At 53.9% G+C, this 18401-nt stretch carries 15 protein-coding genes; 10 read left to right on the top strand and 5 right to left on the bottom strand.

The window, feature by feature from the left end:
- Window positions 1-1551, bottom strand: coding sequence for a proton-conducting transporter transmembrane domain-containing protein (locus GOW48_RS20260; RefSeq protein WP_170755913.1), 1551 nt, complete (start codon window positions 1549-1551; stop codon window positions 1-3).
- Window positions 1552-1663: 112 nt separating this feature from the next.
- On the opposite strand from GOW48_RS20260, the gene GOW48_RS20265 reads away from it, so the two are divergent.
- The 5 genes from GOW48_RS20265 to GOW48_RS20285 all read left to right on the top strand — a co-directional run bounded on the left by GOW48_RS20265 (window position 1664) and on the right by GOW48_RS20285 (window position 6481).
- Complete coding sequence (locus GOW48_RS20265) at window positions 1664-2554, top strand: LysR family transcriptional regulator (protein WP_170755914.1); 891 nt, start codon at window positions 1664-1666, stop codon at window positions 2552-2554.
- Between the two features lie 171 nt (window positions 2555-2725).
- A complete protein-coding gene (locus GOW48_RS20270) occupies window positions 2726-3241 on the top strand; it encodes a DUF4178 domain-containing protein (RefSeq protein ID WP_234899549.1) in 516 nt (171 codons plus the stop codon).
- The gene (locus GOW48_RS20275) at window positions 3241-4542 is read left to right on the top strand and encodes a DUF4178 domain-containing protein (RefSeq protein ID WP_170755916.1); all 1302 of its coding nucleotides are present in this window, start codon (window positions 3241-3243) and stop codon (window positions 4540-4542) included. Before GOW48_RS20270 ends, GOW48_RS20275 begins: the two co-directional genes overlap by 1 nt.
- Before the next feature lie 176 nt (window positions 4543-4718).
- On the top strand, window positions 4719-4943 hold the full coding sequence (locus GOW48_RS20280) for a DUF350 domain-containing protein (protein ID WP_170356464.1): 225 nt from the start codon (window positions 4719-4721) through the stop codon (window positions 4941-4943).
- Window positions 4940-6481 (top strand): polyamine aminopropyltransferase, encoded by a 1542-nt coding sequence (locus GOW48_RS20285; RefSeq protein WP_170755917.1) that lies wholly within the window; start codon window positions 4940-4942, stop codon window positions 6479-6481. Before GOW48_RS20280 ends, GOW48_RS20285 begins: the two co-directional genes overlap by 4 nt.
- Here the strand turns inward: GOW48_RS20285 and speD are convergent.
- Window positions 6428-6826 carry an adenosylmethionine decarboxylase gene (gene speD, locus GOW48_RS20290; RefSeq protein WP_170755918.1) on the bottom strand — a complete coding sequence of 133 codons (399 nt, stop codon included), beginning with the start codon at window positions 6824-6826 and terminating at the stop codon, window positions 6428-6430. The genes GOW48_RS20285 and speD overlap by 54 nt on opposite strands.
- A gap of 488 nt (window positions 6827-7314) precedes the next feature.
- Between speD and GOW48_RS20295 the strand changes: the two genes are divergently transcribed.
- From GOW48_RS20295 to GOW48_RS20315, 5 genes are all read left to right on the top strand, one after another.
- The gene (locus tag GOW48_RS20295) at window positions 7315-8466 is read left to right on the top strand and encodes a porin (RefSeq protein ID WP_170755919.1); all 1152 of its coding nucleotides are present in this window, start codon (window positions 7315-7317) and stop codon (window positions 8464-8466) included.
- Window positions 8467-8842: 376 nt separating this feature from the next.
- On the top strand, window positions 8843-10903 hold the full coding sequence (locus GOW48_RS20300) for a 3-hydroxyacyl-CoA dehydrogenase NAD-binding domain-containing protein (protein WP_170755920.1): 2061 nt from the start codon (window positions 8843-8845) through the stop codon (window positions 10901-10903).
- A 2-nt stretch (window positions 10904-10905) separates the two neighbouring features.
- Complete coding sequence (locus GOW48_RS20305) at window positions 10906-12093, top strand: acyl-CoA dehydrogenase family protein (protein ID WP_170755921.1); 1188 nt, start codon at window positions 10906-10908, stop codon at window positions 12091-12093.
- A gap of 3 nt (window positions 12094-12096) precedes the next feature.
- Window positions 12097-13155, top strand: coding sequence for an acyl-CoA dehydrogenase family protein (locus GOW48_RS20310; RefSeq protein ID WP_170755922.1), 1059 nt, complete (start codon window positions 12097-12099; stop codon window positions 13153-13155).
- A gap of 138 nt (window positions 13156-13293) precedes the next feature.
- Window positions 13294-13761 (top strand): acyl-CoA thioesterase, encoded by a 468-nt coding sequence (locus GOW48_RS20315; protein ID WP_170755923.1) that lies wholly within the window; start codon window positions 13294-13296, stop codon window positions 13759-13761.
- A gap of 64 nt (window positions 13762-13825) precedes the next feature.
- On the opposite strand, the gene GOW48_RS20320 is transcribed toward GOW48_RS20315, so the two are convergent.
- The 3 genes from GOW48_RS20320 to GOW48_RS20330 form a co-directional block, all read right to left on the bottom strand.
- Window positions 13826-15445, bottom strand: coding sequence for a GMC family oxidoreductase (locus GOW48_RS20320; protein ID WP_170755924.1), 1620 nt, complete (start codon window positions 15443-15445; stop codon window positions 13826-13828).
- A gap of 365 nt (window positions 15446-15810) precedes the next feature.
- Window positions 15811-16824 carry a helix-turn-helix transcriptional regulator gene (locus GOW48_RS20325; protein WP_170756557.1) on the bottom strand — a complete coding sequence of 338 codons (1014 nt, stop codon included), beginning with the start codon at window positions 16822-16824 and terminating at the stop codon, window positions 15811-15813.
- Window positions 16825-16948: 124 nt separating this feature from the next.
- Window positions 16949-17992 carry a zinc-dependent alcohol dehydrogenase family protein gene (locus GOW48_RS20330; RefSeq protein ID WP_170755926.1) on the bottom strand — a complete coding sequence of 348 codons (1044 nt, stop codon included), beginning with the start codon at window positions 17990-17992 and terminating at the stop codon, window positions 16949-16951.
- Window positions 17993-18401 lie beyond the last annotated feature (409 nt).

Genomic DNA, 18401 nt, shown 5'->3' on the forward strand with positions numbered 1-18401 from the left:
TCAAACGATCGAACGCTTGGACCAACCGTCCAGCAACTTATCGAAAACTGCATTTGCATAGAGACCATTGGTCAGGTGAACCCTTGGTCCTGCCGCTGCTGGGTGCGAGGCCCATAACGGGAATGTCGCCTGTGCCACGGCAACACAGCCAAAGCTGATCAATGCGAGGATAATCAAAGCCCATTCAAGGGGGCCGGGGGCCGGAGTAGCTGGCAGGGTTCCCGCAGTCAGTTTCTGTGCTATGACCTGCAGGGCGAAATAGCTTACCGAAGTGACCAGAGCATAGGCGACAGTGCGTTGCATCAACGCCCTTGGGGCAGCATCGGCAAACCCTTGGGCCAAGAGATAAGCGACGCCGAAAATCAGGATGACTCCCAGTGCAATGGCCTGAACCGACTTTCCGTCAAACCCAACGACCATGCCAACAAGTCCGTAGATTGCTATCGCGATCACAAAAGACAACAACACGTTACGCGCGCTTGGGACGGCAATCGGTCCAGGGCGGCGAATTGCAGCGACGTTTCGCACTGCTTCGCCTGCACTTAGGAACGCATGTGCCTTATACAGCGAATGGGCCACAATGTGCAGCAATGCCAGCGGGAACAGCGCTAAGCCACATTGCATGACCATGAAGCCCATCTGGGCAATGGTCGACCATGCAAGCGATGTCTTTACTGCTGGTTGAGTCAGCATCACCAACCCGCCGAACAAGGCGGTGAACCCTCCCAACATGACCAACAAAGCCATCACACCCGGCGCAAGCAACATTACGTCGGCGAAACGTATTAGCAGCAGACCGCCAGCATTGATGACACCTGCATGCAGCAGGGCCGAAACGGGCGTTGGGGCCTCCATAACCTCGGTCAGCCATCCATGCAGCGGGAACTGGGCTGAAGCCAGGACAGCAGACACGGCAATCAGAAAGGCAGCGGACATCGTCAGCCAGTTTGGTTCTACGACCGAAAGGATCGTTTTTATGTCTGTAGTCCCGGTGGCGACAACGATCAGCGCAAAAGCCAATGCCAAGGTCGCCTCGCTTAGCCGTGCAACGAAGGCTTTTTTACGTGCTGCGCGCTGCGCGGTGGCGCGTTCCGGATAGAATAGCAGCAATTTGTTCAATGCCAGGCTGGTCGCGACCCAAGCCACGAAGAACTGCACAAGGTTGCCGGACATGACCAATAGAAGAACCGACGCCAGTGTGACTGACATCCAGCCCGCGAAGGCACCTTGGTGGTCTTCGCCATCCATGTAAGTTCTGGAATAGCGGATCACGATCCAGCCGATGAAGTTGACTAGCAGCAGCATCACGGAACTCACCGCATCCAGGTGAACCGAGAGCCCGATGCCGAACATCCCGATCAATGCCGATGTGCCGGGCCCGTTTATCACCAAAAATGTAGTTGCAAGGATCGAGGCAACAAAGGCCGCGAATGCGGCAACTTCAGTCAGGCCTGCTATGTTTCCCGGTCGTTTTCCCGGTTGCCGCGACGCAAACCATGCTGCCCCAAGTAAGACGAGCGGGCCAAGAAGCGGCAAAAAAACGTAAGCCATAGTTCATTTCCTTCTGTGTCGCGGCCAAAGGGCCTTTTGCGGCAGATAGGACAGAATTTGTGACAATAAAAATTCATTGTTTGCAAGATAACGTTCTATTAAATAGAACAATATGCCATTGAACTATCACCATCTCCGATATTTTTGGGCCGTTGCGCATGACGGTAACCTGACCCGCACGGCGCAGCGTCTGAACCTGTCTCAGTCGGCTCTTTCTGTGCAAATCAAACAACTGGAAAAACGTTTGGGTCACGCCTTGTTTGAACGCCGCGGTCGACAGTTGCAATTGACCGAGGCCGGTCGCATCGCACTGGACCATGCAGACGCGATTTTCGCCACGGGGCAAGAGCTTGTGGCCACGATGGAGGGAACAGTTCAGAACCGAAAGGCACTTAGGGTAGGGTCGCTGGCGACCCTGTCACGCAACTTTCAGATTGGGTTTTTAAGGCCCATCTTGTCTCGTATGGATGTGGAGGTGATCCTAAGATCGGGCAGCCCGACCGAATTGTTAGAGGGGTTAGAGGCGCACAATCTGGACCTTGCCTTGATGAACAGGCCTCCCCCTGATGATAGTCTGACCCCTTTCGAAATTCACTCGATCGGTGAGCAAGAGGTTAGCATCGTGGGCACTCCGGCACGGTTGCAGCCTGATGCACCTTTGCGCGAGTTGTTGCATAAACAGCCGTTTATTCTGCCGACAACTGACAGCAGCGTTCGAACGGCCTTTGATGCGCTGGCCAGCCGGTTATCGGTTCGTCCACAGATCGCCGCCGAGGTGGATGATATGGCGATGATGCGACTGCTCGCGCGCGAAGATATTGGCCTTGCGCTTGTGGCGCCTATCGTTGTGACAGACGAACTGACTTCGGGTCGATTGAAAGAGGCCAAAGAGCATCCCCGGATCAAGGAAACGTTCTACGCGGTCACTCTACGACGGCGGTTTGTAAATCCTTTGGTGCAGCAGATTTTGGAGCAGAATTCCGGCTCTGCATTCTTGACCTGATCAAAAAGCAACACTCGGCATCTTGCTCTGTCAAACTGTTCTTGCGCTTTGGCAGCCCATAAGCAACTTGACGGTATGGAGAATTTGAACTGTCCGAATTGCGGGACGGACTGCCCGATTTCATTGACGTTGATTAAGGTCGTTGTTTGTCCGTCTTGCGGAACCACGCTGATGCTGAACGACGAAACGGCCTCGGTCGCGGGTGACCAAGGCGTGATGCATGATGCACCACTCTTATTCGGGGTTGGCGATCGGGTGGTGATGGGCCGGACTTCGACCCGAATTCTAGGTCACGCACGATATTCTTACGGTCGCGGGTTTTGGGATGAGTTCTGCGGTGTGGATGAAGCCGGAGGAACCTGCTGGATTTCGGTCGACGAGGGTGACGTCGTGCGGCAAACCCGTTTGCAGGCGGACGACGCGCCAAAGAGCCAACCGCCCTTCAAACCTGGCGAAACATTATATTTCGACTCGGCGGCATTTACGGTGACAGAAGTGGAAAGTGCCGAATGTATCGCGTTGCGCGGGCAGTTCGACGAAGCTCTGACCGTGGGAGAAACCTATCAATTCGTAAACGCGTCTGCCGGTGACGAAGCTTTGCTGTCCGGTGAGTTTTGGGATCAGTCCGGCGCGTGGTTCTATGGTCGCTGGTACGATCCTTTCGACATACAGGTCGAGCGCCAGTAATGACCAGAAACCCCGAGATACTGTCGATCAACTGCACGAGCTGCGGCGCGGGACTGGACGTGTTGGGTGGCGGTCGTGTCGTGGTACAAATCTGCCCCTATTGCGGTAGCGAACTGGACGTGCAGGACAACTACAGAACTCTCAGGCAGTTCAAGGGACTTACGCGTCCCAAGACACCGTTTTCGATCGGGATGACCGGTGCGCTTTATGGGGTCGATTTCACCATTATCGGGTTGATCGAGCACTCAGAACGGTGGGGTGGGCGGTTTTACACCTGGATTGATCACCAGCTTTATTCACCCACACATGGGTATGCGTGGCTAACGCTGGAAGCTGGCCATTTGGTGTTTACCCGACGCCACCGTGGGCCAGGTTGGATATCTGAGCGGGCAGTGGAAATATCAGAATATCCGCCGATTGTTCGCGTAAATGGAGAGCGGTTTGTCTATTTCGAAACGACGACAAGCTCGATCACCTATGTCGAAGGTGAATTCACGTGGCGGCCAGAAATAGGCGAGCAAACCACAACCATCTCAGCGATGTCTGATGCGGCGATGCTGGGATTTTGTACGACTGGCTCTGAACGCGAGAGCTATCGTTCGATTTATGTCCCCAGAAAAACAGTCGAAGACGCATTCGATGTTCAGCTTGATCAGAAACCTTTTCGCGTTCACCCGCTTGAGCCATTTGTCGCCGGACCGAACTATGGCTTTGTGCTGTTTGCCTCGTGCGTGTTTGCGATCATCTGCCTTTTCATGTCCTTTGTTTTTGCCAGCCGCACGGGTGAAGATGTGCTGGGCGCGCATGTCCTGACGCGGGCGGATTTACCCGCAGAAATCACGTTCCCGCTGGAAGCCGACAGTCAGCTTACGCGTATTTCTTTTTCGGCCGATGTTCGCAACAGTTGGGCGTATCTGGATCTGGAATTGCTGGATCCAGATGACACTCCTGTCTTCCTCGCAGGCCGGACCATCGAGTATTATTCGGGCCGCGACGCCGACGGATCATGGAGCGAAGGCTCAAGACGCGCCAACCTGTCGTTTCGGCCAGAACGTACAGGCGATTACACACTAACAGTGGACGTGCCCGACCAAGGGGTCTGGACCGGGCCGGGGGCATCCTCGGTTCAGAGTTATCCTTTCAACCAGCTCATGATCAATGTGCGTTCCGGTCTGTCCAGCAGCTTGTGGACGCTTGCGTTGGCCGGAGGCTTCGGGTTGTTGTTCTTGTTGCAATTCGGACGTAAATGGCTGCACCAGCGCGCCCGTTGGTCCGGAACCGATTGGGTGGATGAGGATTAACGTGAACCTGTTCCGAGCGATTTTTATTGTCATTTCAACCACCGCAATCGCTTCAGTGGGGTACGTCGCATGGCACGGCTATGGCGCCGAGAGCCGGGATTTGGATACTTCGGTTCGCGTCGGTAGCAGTGGCGGCGGATATTATCGAACAGGTCGTGTAAAATAAGGGAAAACCAATGGAATATCTGGCAGCGATTCAGATCGCCGAGATTGTAAGCACCATCTTCTACACTGTTCTTGGTGTCTCGTTGATGTGGGGTGTCTGGAAAGTGATCGACTGGCTGACGCCGTTTTCCATCGTGCGCGAGATCGAGAAGGACCAGAACATTGCGCTGGCAATTCTGATCGGTCTGCTATTCGTGGCCGTCTCAATTATCATCGCAGCTGTCATCCTGTCATGACACCCGCTCCGGCGGTTCAGGCACGGGCGGTTTGGTTGCTGGCGGCGACCTTTCTGGTGGCCGTGGCTGGCCTGATCTACGAGCTGATTGCCGCAACTCTTTCCAGTTATCTGCTGGGCGACTCGGTGCGTCAGTTCTCGCTGGTTATCGGGATTTTCCTGTCGGCAATGGGGGTCGGCGCGTGGCTGTCGCGCTTTGTTACTCATGCTTTTTCGGGGTTTGTTTGGGCGCAAATTCTGTTGGGCATTGTCGGTGGCTTCATGGCCCCGGTTCTGTTCCTGAACTACGCGTGGATAGGTCAGGTGGCCTTGCCTTTGTACGCGGCACTGGTTGCGATCGGGATCTTGTCGGGCATGGAATTGCCCTTGATCGCGCGTGTGTTGGAGGAGATCGGGGCGCTAAAGTTCCGTTTCGAAAACGTGTTGAGCGTGGATTACGTGGGGGCTTTGGTGGCCTCACTGGCATTTCCGTTGTTGGTTATTCCGCATTTGGGATTGATGTCCGCAAGTCTTGCATTCGGCGCGTTAAATCTTGCGGTGGCGGGGCTGTCATTGCTGGTGTTTCGGGAGCTGGCGACCCGCAGGCAAGTCACAGTCTGGACGTTGGCCATGCTGGCAACGGTTGCGGGCCTATGGCAATCCGAACGGTTGGTCTCCATAACCGAGGCTGAGTTGTTTGAAGATGACATAGTCCTGTCGGAAAACACCCCATATCAACAGGTTACTGTTACGCAGTATCGAGACAGAGTGCGGCTGTTTCTGGACCACTCAATCCAATTCGACAGCCTTGACGAACATCGGTATCACGAACCTTTGGTTCATCCTGCAATGGCTTTGGCACCACGCAGGGCTCAGGTGCTGGTTCTGGGCGGGGGGGACGGAATGGCCGTCAGAGAGGTGCTCCGCTACCCAGATGTTCACAATGTCACTTTGGTGGACCTTGATCCACGAGTCACCGAGTTGTTTCGCGATCATCCTGCATTATCGAGTTTGAATGATTTTGCATTAAGGGATCCTCGCGTAACTATCCTAAGCAATGATGCGTGGAAATTCCTGGAACAGGATCACAAGATTTATGATGTGATCATTGTAGATTTGCCTGACCCGAAATCCATAAGCTTGTCACGCCTGTATACTAGGCAATTCTATTCCATTCTGGTCGAACGCCTCAGCGCGCAAGGAATGCTTGTGACTCAAGCCGGTTCACCTTTTTTTGCCCGACAGGCGTTTTGGTCCGTTGTTGGAACGATCGAGTCCAGCCGGAATCCTCAGCAACCGGGGCAGGGGCTAAGTGTTTTGCCCTATCACAGCTACGTGCCCAGTTTCGGTGAGTGGGGGTTTGTGTTGGCCTCGCCAGCGCCTTTGTCAGGCCGAAAGATCTTGTTGCCGGGGGGGTTGCGATATCTTGATGAAGATGTTTGGCGTGCAACGCAGGTATTCGGAGCCGATACCGCGCGTATCGCGGCTGATCCGAATTCGCTGCAGTCACATGCTTTGGTCGGCTACTATTTGGACGGGTGGGATTTCTGGTTCCGTTAAGGCGCCTCGGTGAATACGAGTGATGTCCACACTCTCGGGGTGCAGCAATTCTGCAAGGCAGTCCACGGCGCGTTCGGGATAGGTGCCCCCGCACATAAAAATGTCGATCGCGGCATAAGATTTCTCGGGCCACGTGTGAATCGAGATGTGAGACTCAGCCAGCAACAGAACGCCCGTAATGCCGCCATGGCCTCCGAAAGTGTGAAAGCTGCTTGAAAGGATTTTCGCCCCTGCAGCGTGGGCCGCAGATTTCAGCGCGCTCTCTAGATACGAGGAGTCCGTCAGCCTCGACCCGCCATGATAGTCCAATAGTATGTGTGTCCCGACGGGATTCTTCCTGATCATGTCTTGCGTTTACACGGAAAAAGCGGGCCACGAAAACCCCCGGCTGCCTAGCTCGGGGGCATGTCTGGTCATGGCGAGCGGTCGCCTGTTTTCAAAGTCCGATTTTCTCTGACGTGGCGTGTCGAAAAATCACGTGACACACCGGAAGCGCTTGGGTTAGCTTATCTCAAAACGAAACTAAAAAACATAATACGTAAATACTTGAAGGCATATAATATGCGGTCGCCCGTTGGGACTCTGAGGAAATTCCCATAGGAGCAGCGCAATGGGCCACGGAATTTAAGCTGTTGCCTGTATCAGGAACTCTGTGGCTTCGGCAACGAGTGGAGTTCTGAAGCAGGCGCGGTGTTTCATTGAAACACGGAGGAGCCGAAATTCAGACAAGACATATCTGCACATCCGCTGCGAACCTTTTGCTGACACTGACCGGACAATAAACGCAGAGATGATCCGGTGCGTTGCGATATTTAAAAATGAGGGAATGACAGATGACACAGAAAACCAGATTGATATCTTCGGCTGCCGTTCTGGCTCTGGGTTTTGCACTGCCGGCTGCGGCCGAGTTAAAGTACGACAACAACTCGGGCGGATTTGTTGTGCTGTATGGACAGTTGAACCCCGCTATCATCTCGGTTGATGACGGAGAAGAGACCGAAACCAATGTTCGCGACTTTGACGCCTCCAACAGCCGTGTTGGACTACGGCTCGAGCAACCCTATGGCGCCAACACGTTCCGGTTCCGCTTTGAAACTGCACTAGGTTTGCCAAATTCGACCGAAACGGATCAGAACGGCAACGACTTTAGCGGCTGGACACGCGAAGACATTCGGCATGTAGATTTGTCCCTAGAGGGAGACTGGGGCACTTTCTCGGCCGGGCAGGGCAGCATGGCCGCTGACGGTGTCGCCGAACAGGATTTGTCGCTGGTTGCTCTGGTCTTGTATTCGTTCACCGCGGATTCAAACGCATCCTTCCTGTTCCGTGACGATGGCGGCATTCTGAGTGGGCCGACGGTCTCGGGAACAACCGATAACTTTGATGGCGCGCGGCGCACACGGGTGCGCTATGACACGCCGTCGTTTAATGGGTTTTCGTTCAGTCTGTCTTATGGCCAGAACGTGTTGGAAGAAGATTTCAACGATGACCGCGACTATTATGACTTTGCAGCCTACTACCGAAACACGTTTGCCAACGGTGTCGAAGTTGCTGCCGGACTAGCCTATCAGGTACGTGGATCCGGCAACAGCGGTGCAGGCGGCAGTGAAAGCGAAAAGCGTGAGGACGTTGTTGGATCGGCCTCGGTTCTGTTGGATAACGGCTTAAGCTTCGCGGTCGCCATCGGTGAGAGGGATGTGGACGATGATGCCTCGGCAGATCCCAGTTTTTACTATCTCAAAATCGGCTACGAGGGCGACTGGTTCAACTTTGGCAAAACCGGTGTCGGGCTTCATTACTGGGACGGCTCAGATTTTAACGCGGATGGTTCGGATTCTGAGGTCTGGGGCATTGGTGTCGTCCAAAAAATCGACCAGTACAATATGGAAGCTTACTTCTCGTACCAGGATTATGCCTATGACGACTCATCCGATGAGTTTGATGACCTGTCCACAGTCGTCTTGGGCGCACGCTGGCGCTTTTGAAGCCGTTTCACGTTTGCGGGCCCTTCTTTGACTGGCCCGCAAAAGGATGAAATCGAACGATTATAGGCCCTGTTTCCGGACTATCCCAAGGCGCTTTGCGCGGATAAAATTGCTTACTCTGCTTCAGCGATCGCCGGAGCTACTGAAGGTGTATTGAATCCGATCACGATTAACACGGGTTCTTTCGTGCCTTTGGCCGCGCTGCTCTTCATTTCTTAAATCAGTGACTGACGAGAAACCCTCTGGTGCCGAAACTCCAAAACTTGTTTTGTGGGTGCTGACAGAATGCAGCAGAAGTTTAGGGCTGACAGCTCGCGATGACAGCACCGAAGGCAACGGAGGCCTTGGCGTATGCGAGTGAAATCAGGAGGAACCCATGGCGTCAGTTGAAATACGCAAAGAAAATGGCCTAGCGCTCGTAAAAATCGACAATCCGCCGGTCAACGCGGCGGGGTATAGTGTGCGTATCGGGCTGGTGAACGCAGTCCGTGATCTGGTCGGGGACGAAACCGTTCGCGTTATAGTACTTTATGCTGCGGGGCGGACTTTTGTCGCCGGTGCTGATATTCGCGAGTTCGGCCAGCCGCCGAAACAGCCGGTTTTGCCCGAAGTGTGTGAGATACTGGAAGCCAGCGCCAAGCCTATTGTATGCGTTCTGCATGGAACAACACTGGGTGGAGGGCTTGAGATCGCGCTTAGTTGTCACGCGCGGGTCGGCATAAAGGGTCTTCGACTGGGCCTACCGGAAGTTAATCTCGGCCTGTTGCCCGGCGCGGGTGGAACGCAACGCCTGCCGCGCCTGGTTGATGGGCAAACGGCGCTTACAATGATCACTTCTGGTAAACCAGTATCGGCAAACGTCGCACTGGATGCAGGGTTGCTGGATGGTCTGCAAGAGGGTGATCCCGAAGCGGTAGCGTTGGCTGCAGGTCAAAAGGTGTTGGACGGCACCCTGAAAACCCGCGTAACTGCCGATCAGGACAATCGCCTAAGTGCTGATGAAATCGACGCCTTTCGCGGCAAGATCACCGGTGAGGTCGCTGAACGCGCCTTAAAGGCTGCTGAAGCAAGTAACCTACCGCTCGCCGAAGGTCTAAAGATTGAACGTGAGCTTTTCGTGGAAGCGATGGGTAGCAACGCACACAAAGGGCTGAAGCATGCCTTCTTCGCGGAAAGGGTAGTTGCCCATATTCCCGAAGCCAAGGCCGAAGCAAGAGAGCTGACCTCGGGCGGGGTGATTGGGGGTGGTACCATGGGCTCGGGCATTGCTACGGCGATGCTTCTGGCCGGGATGCCCGTTACGCTGGTTGAGATGGAAAAGGATCGTGTGGATTTCGCTCGCAATACGATCACCAAAAATCTTGCCGGTGCCGTCCAGCGCGGCAAACTGACCGAGGCACAAAGGGACACGGCCTTGGCCGCATTGACATGTACCACGGATATGGCCGCGCTGGCAGATGCGGACGTTGTGATCGAGGCCGTTTTTGAATCCATGGAGGTCAAGCAGGAGGTTTTCGGAAAGCTTGATGAGGTTTGCAAACACGGTGCCATCCTTGCCACCAATACCTCCTATCTTGATGTCAATGAAATCGCATCAACGACCAAGCGGCCTCAGAATGTCATCGGTTTGCACTTTTTCTCACCTGCTCATGTCATGCGATTGCTTGAAATTGTGGTTGGTAAAGAAACCGCGCCCGAGACGGTCGCCACCTGTTTCAAACTTGCGAAGAAACTCCGAAAGATTGCGGTTCGGGCCGAGGTGTGTGACGGGTTTATCGGAAACCGAATTCTGGCGCATTACCTGAAATCAACGTCATACATGCATCTTGATGGGGCGCCGTTTGATCAAATAGACACTGCGTTGGAAGAGTTCGGTTTCGCTATGGGACCTTTCGCCGTCTCGGATCTTGCTGGTTTGGATATTGGATGGGCCACGCGGAAACGCAAAGCTGCCTTCCGTCCGTCGCAGGAGCGATATGTCGAGATTGCCGACCGTATTTGCGAACAGGGTTGGTTCGGACGCAAGACAGGCAAAGGGTTCTACTTGTACGACGGCAAAACCCGCAGTGTTAATCCAGCGGTGGCCGAATTTGCGCAGGCTGAACGTGATGCCAAAGGGATCACCCGGCGCAGCTTTACCAATCAGGAAATTGTCGACCGATACATGGCGGCAATGGTGTCCGAAGCCGTTCGGGTCGTTGAGGACAAAATAGCCCTGCGTCCCATTGATGTAGATGCTGTATTTCTATTCGGTTACGGCTTTCCGCGCGTATGGGGTGGACCTCTGCAATATGCCGATATGACGGGGCTGGATGTTCTGGTGCAACGCATTGAGGCATACGCGCGAGAAGACCCTTTTTACTGGCAGGTTCCAGACCTGCTGCGCGAACTGGCCGAAGCGGGTAAAACCTTCGGCGATCTTAACAAAGGGGCGTGAACATGGACCTGAGATTTACCCCGGAAGAAGAAGCGTTTCGTGCAGAGGTACGCGCGTTTCTGGATGATAACCTGTCTGATGATCTTGTTCGAAAAAACCGTAATTCTGCAGCTTTAAGCAAGGCGGATATGGAAGATTGGCATGCGAAGCTGAACACAAAAGGCTGGTTGGCTGCGACGTGGCCTTCGGAATATGGCGGCACCGGGTGGGGTGCGGTCGAGCGCCATATATTCGAGGAAGAATGCGCTCTGGCCAATGCCCCTCGTACGGTTCCCTTCGGCCTGAACATGTTAGGGCCGGTTCTGATCAAGTTCGGAACCGAAGCCCAAAAAGCTGAAATTTTACCACGTATTCTGGATGGCTCGGATTGGTGGTGTCAGGGCTATTCCGAGCCCGGCGCGGGCTCCGACCTTGCAAGCCTCAAGACTCGCGCTGTGCGGGAAGGTGACGCCTATGTAATCAACGGGCAGAAAACATGGACGACGCTGGGGCAGTATGCCAACAAGATTTTCTGCCTCGTGCGGACGTCGAATGAAGGGAAACCGCAGGAAGGTATCAGCTTCGTTCTGGTCGATATGGACACACCGGGGGTTGAGCTGCGTCCGATCCGATTGTTGGAGGGCGGATACGAGGTGAACGAGGTGTTCTTTACGGACGTGCATGTGCCCGTGGCCAATCTGGTCGGTCAGGAAAACAAAGGTTGGACCATCGCCAAATACCTTCTGACACATGAGCGGACAAATATTGCGGGTGTCGGGTTTTCCACCCGCGACCTTGATAAGCTGAAAATGCTGTCCCAAACCCTTGTTCGGGGGGGCAGGCCATTGTCCCAGGATCCGTTGTTTGCGGCGGAAATGACCGAGGTCGAAATTGACCTCGAGGCGCTGAGAATTATGAACCTGCGTATGCTGTCGGCGGCCAAAGAAGGTGCTGCATCCGGAACACAAAGCTCGATGCTCAAGATCAAGGGAACCGTGATCCGCCAACGAATTCTAAGCTTGACCCGTTCAGCGCTTGGGTCTGCGGCTGCCCCATTCCCTGCAGATGAGTTGCCAGAGAACGTGCTGTCCGTGCCCGAAGAAGCAGCGCGTGCTGCAGCCAGTTACTTCAACAACCGCAAGCTTTCGATCTTTGGTGGGTCAAACGAGATTCAGCGCAACATTATCGCCAAAGATCTTTTTGGAGGCTGACACATGGATTTCAACCTGACCGAAGACCGCCAGATGCTGTCCGATACTGTGCGCCGCTATTTGGCGGACCAATATGATTTCAAAGTCCGGACCGCAGCGACTGCGTCCGCTCCGTACCATTCTGCTGAGAAATGGGAGGAATTGTCAGAACTGGGCCTGATCGCCGCTTTTGTGGCCCAAGACAAAGGCGGTTTCGGTGGCACTGGTTTCGATATAGCCACCGTTTTCGAGGAACTGGGACGGGGCCTGTGCCCCGAGCCGATGCTGGCCGCGTTGATGAGCGCGCGTGTCGCTGCCGATTGCGGGGCGCAGACGTTGGTTGATGAGATGATCATGGGCACCAGAAGGTTCGCCTTTGCGGTGTTCGAGCCGGATGCTGATGGTCTTTCTTTGATCCGGGCAAGTGCTGACAAGTCTGATGACGGTTGGGTTCTGAACGGTCGAAAATCTGTGGTGTACGGCTTGCCCGGCGCAGATGGCGTACTGGTGGCAGCGCGTGTCGAAGCGGAAATCGGGCTGTTTCTGGTCGAGACGCCCGAGACCATCGACTATGCCATGATTGACGGTGGCGGTGCAGGCGAGTTGATTTTGGACAATACTCCGGCCATCTGTCTGGTCGAAGACGCAATCCAGAGCATCAAAGCGAGTTTGGATGCGGGCCGTCTGGCACTCTGTGCCGAGGCGGTTGGCGTTATGCAGGTTCTTGTAGACATGACTGTGGAATACTTGAAACAGCGAAAACAGTTTGGTCGCCCAATCGCCAGCTTTCAGGCGTTGCAGCATCGCGCTGTAGATATGGCAATCGAGATCGAACAATGTCGGTCGATCGCTATTCTGGCGGCCAGTAAGCTGGGAACCGATCAAGCTGAAAAATACGTCGCCATGGCGAAAAACCTCATTGGACGTGCAGGCACCATGATTGCCGAAGAAAGTATTCAGTTGCATGGGGGTATCGGAATGACATGGGAATACCCGGGATCACATTATGCCAAACGATTGGTAATGATCGACCATCAACTGGGCGATCGCTACGCGCAATTGCAGCGCGTGATCGAGATGTAACCAGCGTTTTGACTGCGGGTAAAGGCATCGTGTAGGTGCTTAGCTAAGATGTATCAAAACTATCGGGTACTGGGTCTTGTTTCCTGACGTGTTCTACCACAAAAGTCTGGAACCCTATTTGAACGCAAAGGCTATTTCATGAATGCCCGTCACGACCAAGACCTGTCGACCTTGTCAGATTGTCCTGATGCGTTTTGGAAACGCTTTGTCGTAACGAAAGACGATCTCGATGGCTTTAACCATGTCAACAATGCCGTTTATTTGAAGTGGCTGGACGCGACAGTATGGGAGCACACACGAGCCGTGGGGTTGGGTGAACGTGCCTGCCTGGAGCTAGACCGCGGCATGGCGGCCGCGCGTCACGAGATCGACTACATCGCGTCTGCTTTTCTGGGAGATGAGATCGTTGTTTACAACTGGATCTCTGCCAACGACCAACGGTTGCGCGCCAGCCGGTCTTTTCAGGTGATTCGGTTGCAAGACATGAAAACGATCCTGCGGGCAAAATCCCACTACGTATGCACCAAACTGAGCAGCGGTCGCCCAACACGAATGCCCGAGATATTCAAGACGGCCTATGACGTGAAAGTCTCGGTTCAGCGTTAGAATTATGCACGAGTGAGTTCCGGCACAGGTCCGCGTTTCGACCAGTGCCTTTTGGACTCAGATATCAGGCTGCGCGGGCAGCCTTAATCAGATCCGAGGCGCGCTCGGCGATCATAATCGTAGGGGCGTTAGTGTTCCCGGACACCAGATTGGGCATGACCGAAGCGTCAACTACACGTAACCCCTGAATCCCATGCACGCGTAGTTCAGGGTCAACGACCGACATCTCATCCACGCCCATTTTACACGTGCCGACGGGGTGATAGATTGAGTCTGCGCGAGACCGGATGTGGTTTTCCCAATCCTCATCAGTCCTCAATTTATCAGATCCGAACATCTCTTTTTTGCGGTGTTGGGTCATAGTTTCTGTCTCAAGGACGTCGCGCATCATCTTCGCGCCTTTGACCATGACTTTTATGTCGCGAGGATCGGACAGGAAAGCTGGATCAATACCCGGTGCAGCCAGCTCGTTCGTGCTTTGCAAAAAGACCGAGCCGCGGCTGTAGGGTCGTACTTGGCAGACGTGACAGCTGTAGCCGTGTCCCAGATGTTGTTTGCGCCCGTGGTCATCGAGCAAGGCTGGCACAAAGTGAAACTGAATATCCGGCCGGTCCAGCGCCGGATCGGTCTTTAAGAATGCGCCAGCTTCGGCAACGGGTGACGCGGCAAGAGAAACTCCGTCTTTGCGCCACCGCAGGATTTCGCGGACGATGTGGATACCGCCTCTCAAACTGATCCCAAGGTTGTCGTGCCGATTGGTCTTGTAGCCAAGAATAAAGTCCAGGTGGTCCTGCAAATTCTGGCCGACGCCCGGTAGATCATGTCTGACCTGAATGCCCAACTTGGACAGATCTGCACCATTACCGATCCCGGACAGTTGCAACAGTTGCGGCGACTGAAAGGCCCCTCCACAAAGTAAGACTTCATGTTTTGCGTTAACCGTAACGTCTTGGCCTTTGTGTTGATAAATCACGCCTGTAGCACGTTTCCCTTCAAAGGTGACGCGACGTGCACGAGCGCGGGTCACAATCGTAAGGTTGGGTCTGTCGGCATTGGGAAACACATAGCCCGCGGCCGCCGAGCAGCGTTCACCGTTTTTGTCTTTGTCAAAGAACTGTGTGACCTGGTAAAATCCAACCCCTTCGTTGTCGCCCGTGTTGAAGTCGCGAGTTCTGCGATGTTGCAACTGCGTGGCGGCATCAACAAAGGCTTCAGATAAAACATGGATGGATTTCTGGTCACACACCTGCAGAGGTCCGCTGCCGCCATGCATGTCGTCTACGCCGCGTTCATTGCTTTCGGCTTTTCGGAAATAGGGCAACACACTGTCCCAATCCCATCCTTCGCAGCCCAGATCGGCCCAAGCATCGTAATCCTCTCGTTGGCCGCGGACATAAAGCATGGCATTGATCGCACTGGACCCGCCCAGACACTTCCCGCGCGGCTGATAGCCCTTGCGTCCGTTCAAGCCGGGTTGTTCGACCGTTTCAAAGCTCCAATTGTTGATCTTTATCGGCTTGCTAGGGACCATGGCTGCGACTGCCATAGGCATACGTACGAATATATCGTTGCCACCCCCGCCGGCTTCGAGCAGGCAAACCGAAACTTTCGGATCTTCGCTGAGGCGTGCGGCAAGAACCGACCCGGCGGAGCCGCCACCTACTATGACGTAATCGAACTGCATAGATTTCCTTCCAGTTTACCCGCTCTCTTGCGGGTTATATGTGGCGCGAGGATTAGTGCGTAAGCTGATCCGGTTCAGACCAAGTTGCGCCCGCCGGTCTGTATTTGCTCGCAAGAACAAACCCTTAAAGCCAAACCAATTTGTTGGATGGGGTTTTGTTCGTAGCAATGACATAGTTATCCTCCGGCCGTTTCTCGGATGCCCCAGCCTCTCTCCTAGCCAGTAGCAACTCGATACCCAACAGAAAGACTTATCCGCGGATGTTTCGACTTAGTGGAAAATATTGCCAGTCGACCCCAGTGCGTAAACCCCACATCGGGTCATAAGATTGACAATCGAGGACAACGTAGCGTCAGATTCCGCCTTCAGAAACCGACCCTATAGTGTTTCGGTGTTTTTCCTGTCCACCTTCTGAAGGCGCGCACGAAGCTGGCAGAATCTGAGAAACCTAGCACATAGGCGATTTCCTGTATGCTGAGTTCGGTATCCCGAAGATACCGAAGTGCTAGTTCAGACCGCGTGGAATCGACGATATCGCTGAACGTCGTGTTTTCTCGTTTCAGATGGCGGCGCAGGGTTCGGCTAGTCAATCCAATCTGACGTGAAATCAGTTCCATATTGGCCCCAAAAGAGAGGCTTTGAACAAGCGCTTTTCGAACTTTTCCAGACACGCGCCCCTCATCGCGGCTGAGCAATTCGGACAACTCCTTTTCGCAAATCTGGACGATTTGCTGAAAGGTCATCCGGTTTCCCAGTTCCAATCTTTGGTCCATCCATTTGGGAGGAACACTATACCGGTTCTTCTCAGCCGAGAATTTGATGACATCTGCGGCGTGTGCCGGAATGGTGTAATAACTGTCCCTAGGGTATCGCAACTCAAGCAAATTGCACTGGAAATCCTGACCAATCACGTCCTGATGCAGTGAGGCAAATATTCCGGCCTGCAGATTGGTCAGAAAGGAATAGAAGTCAGGCGATTGTTCGATCACCGAGACCGGTTCAAATTCCCAACCGGGGTTGTCCTTATCAAAGTCAAAGGACATTTCGGCTGTAGGCGCCGCAAGATAGTGAAACCTCTGCGCGAAATCTACAGTATCCCGGTATCTTGTGCTGCTTAGAACAGCATATCCATAAAGCCCGTAATCCGAGATGTGGAGGTTTCTTCCGATATCGTAAGGTAATTCGGGGTGCCAGCGCTGCTGCGCGATATTATTCAGCACATCGATGATCTGACGCAGCGAGACACGATACTCTTTGTCTTTTAAGCGAGTTCGGTCGATATCTGTTCGTTCGAAAACACCATCAGATTGAATCTGATAGCGATCCAATACCCGAAGCGCCGCATTCAATTTTGCGGCTGTATAATGCCTTTCTTTCAAAACTCCTCCCACTCGGTTCCACTGCGTTCGTAACCGGGTTGAGCAAGACTATGGCCTATATCTATCTGATCACACAAGAATCTTGGTGATAACAATCCGTTTTTAACGACAAGAGCTAGTCACGTTAACGGTCGAAATCAGTGATGACTGTCGCGCCGATGGATTGAAAGCGATCCATTTCCATCAAGGCCTGCGGTGCCTGAGACAGATTGATCGTTTCGCCTACCAGTTTTTCTGGCGCTAGCTTGCCACAAGCGATCATATCCAACATCGCGCCGTACCGATGGGCCTGCATTCCGTGAGAGCCCAAGATTTCAAGCTCATTCGAGATAACTTTTGCCATTGGCACCTGAGGTTGCGCTTGTTCGCCCAGCATAAGCCCAACCTGCACATGTTTCCCTCGGGGTCGTAGGTTTTGGATGGAATTGAAGCAGGTCGCCGGATGTCCCAGTGCGTCAACTGAGACATTAGCACCGCCACGGGTCAATTCGATAACTTCTGCTGCGACATCTGTCCCGGTGCCATTGATTGTGGTGACCGCGCCCAGGTTCCGAGCCAGGTCAAGCTTTCGGTCATCAATATCCACGGCAATGACCTGAGCGCCCACCGCGCTGGCGATCATCACGGCAGACAGACCGACCCCGCCGCACCCGTGAATGGCGACCCATTGACCTGCGCCGACTTTTCCTTGGTCGACAATAGCGCGAAACGACGTCGCAAAGCGGCAACCAAGACTGGCCGCGGTTGCAAATTCCATGCCCTCGGGCAAAGCAACAAGGTTTAGATCGGCCTGATGAACCGCAACATATTCGGCGAATGAGCCCCAGTACGTAAAGCCGGGTTGATGTTGATCCAGACACAATTGTTGATGTCCCGCGTAGCATTCCGGGCAAGAGCCGCAGCCTGCGACAAAGGGGACTGTTACCCTGTCACCTGGTTTCCATTTCTTGACGTTTACGCCTGTGGCTTCCACAACGCCGGCCAGTTCGTGGCCGGGGACATGTGGCAATTCGATATCGTCGTCATGCCCCATCCAACCGTGCCAGTCCGAGCGGCATACGCCCGACGCCTCAACGCGGATCACAACACCATCTGCATCCGGTGAGGGGTCGCTTATTGTGACCAGCTTAGGAGGCTGCGAGAAATTTTCGTAGAGAACGGCTTTCATTGGTCAGTCCCGCGGTAGTGGTTGCTTTGGCAGCATGGTAGTCAGGTTTTCATGCGATAAAAAGCTCTGCCAAGCGTCGTTTGATCAGTGGTTTCGGTGTTCAATTTACTGTGGCCTCCGGTTGCGGATATTTATCGATGAAAATAGGTCATGTGCCATTGTCGCAAACAGCTTGAGCCTACAACGACGTGGCTTCAAACCGACTTGGTTCAGCTTGGAGTTCCTCAATGCCTGGCGGTTTCCCGACGACCAATGCGCTTGCGTGTCTGAGGGGAACATGGTCAGATTTTATTACTTGGGTCTTTTGCTCGTTTTCCTATGGTTTTTTTGCGGCGGGATCGGGCATTTTGTCGTTTCAGAGTTCTTCCTAAGTATTACGCCACCTTATGTTCCTTGGCCGTTGGCGGTG

The organism is Ruegeria lacuscaerulensis (genome assembly GCF_013033355.1).
Taxonomy (GTDB): Bacteria; Pseudomonadota; Alphaproteobacteria; order Rhodobacterales; family Rhodobacteraceae; genus Ruegeria; species Ruegeria lacuscaerulensis_A.

Bases quoted from the DNA above. Each gene is read 5' to 3' on its own strand.
- GOW48_RS20270 (WP_234899549.1), top strand. From the start codon at position 2,726: ATGCTGAACGACGAAACGGCCTCGGTCGCGGGTGACCAAGGCGTGATG.
- GOW48_RS20265 (WP_170755914.1), top strand. From the start codon at position 1,664: ATGCCATTGAACTATCACCATCTCCGATATTTTTGGGCCGTTGCGCAT.
- GOW48_RS20310 (WP_170755922.1), top strand. From the start codon at position 12,097: ATGGATTTCAACCTGACCGAAGACCGCCAGATGCTGTCCGATACTGTG.
- GOW48_RS20285 (WP_170755917.1), top strand. From the start codon at position 4,940: ATGACACCCGCTCCGGCGGTTCAGGCACGGGCGGTTTGGTTGCTGGCG.
- GOW48_RS20320 (WP_170755924.1), bottom strand. From the start codon at position 15,445: ATGCAGTTCGATTACGTCATAGTAGGTGGCGGCTCCGCCGGGTCGGTT.
- GOW48_RS20275 (WP_170755916.1), top strand. From the start codon at position 3,241: ATGACCAGAAACCCCGAGATACTGTCGATCAACTGCACGAGCTGCGGC.
- GOW48_RS20260 (WP_170755913.1), bottom strand. From the start codon at position 1,551: ATGGCTTACGTTTTTTTGCCGCTTCTTGGCCCGCTCGTCTTACTTGGG.
- GOW48_RS20330 (WP_170755926.1), bottom strand. From the start codon at position 17,992: ATGAAAGCCGTTCTCTACGAAAATTTCTCGCAGCCTCCTAAGCTGGTC.
- GOW48_RS20300 (WP_170755920.1), top strand. From the start codon at position 8,843: ATGGCGTCAGTTGAAATACGCAAAGAAAATGGCCTAGCGCTCGTAAAA.
- speD (WP_170755918.1), bottom strand. From the start codon at position 6,826: ATGATCAGGAAGAATCCCGTCGGGACACACATACTATTGGACTATCAT.
- GOW48_RS20295 (WP_170755919.1), top strand. From the start codon at position 7,315: ATGACACAGAAAACCAGATTGATATCTTCGGCTGCCGTTCTGGCTCTG.
- GOW48_RS20305 (WP_170755921.1), top strand. From the start codon at position 10,906: ATGGACCTGAGATTTACCCCGGAAGAAGAAGCGTTTCGTGCAGAGGTA.
- GOW48_RS20280 (WP_170356464.1), top strand. From the start codon at position 4,719: ATGGAATATCTGGCAGCGATTCAGATCGCCGAGATTGTAAGCACCATC.
- GOW48_RS20315 (WP_170755923.1), top strand. From the start codon at position 13,294: ATGAATGCCCGTCACGACCAAGACCTGTCGACCTTGTCAGATTGTCCT.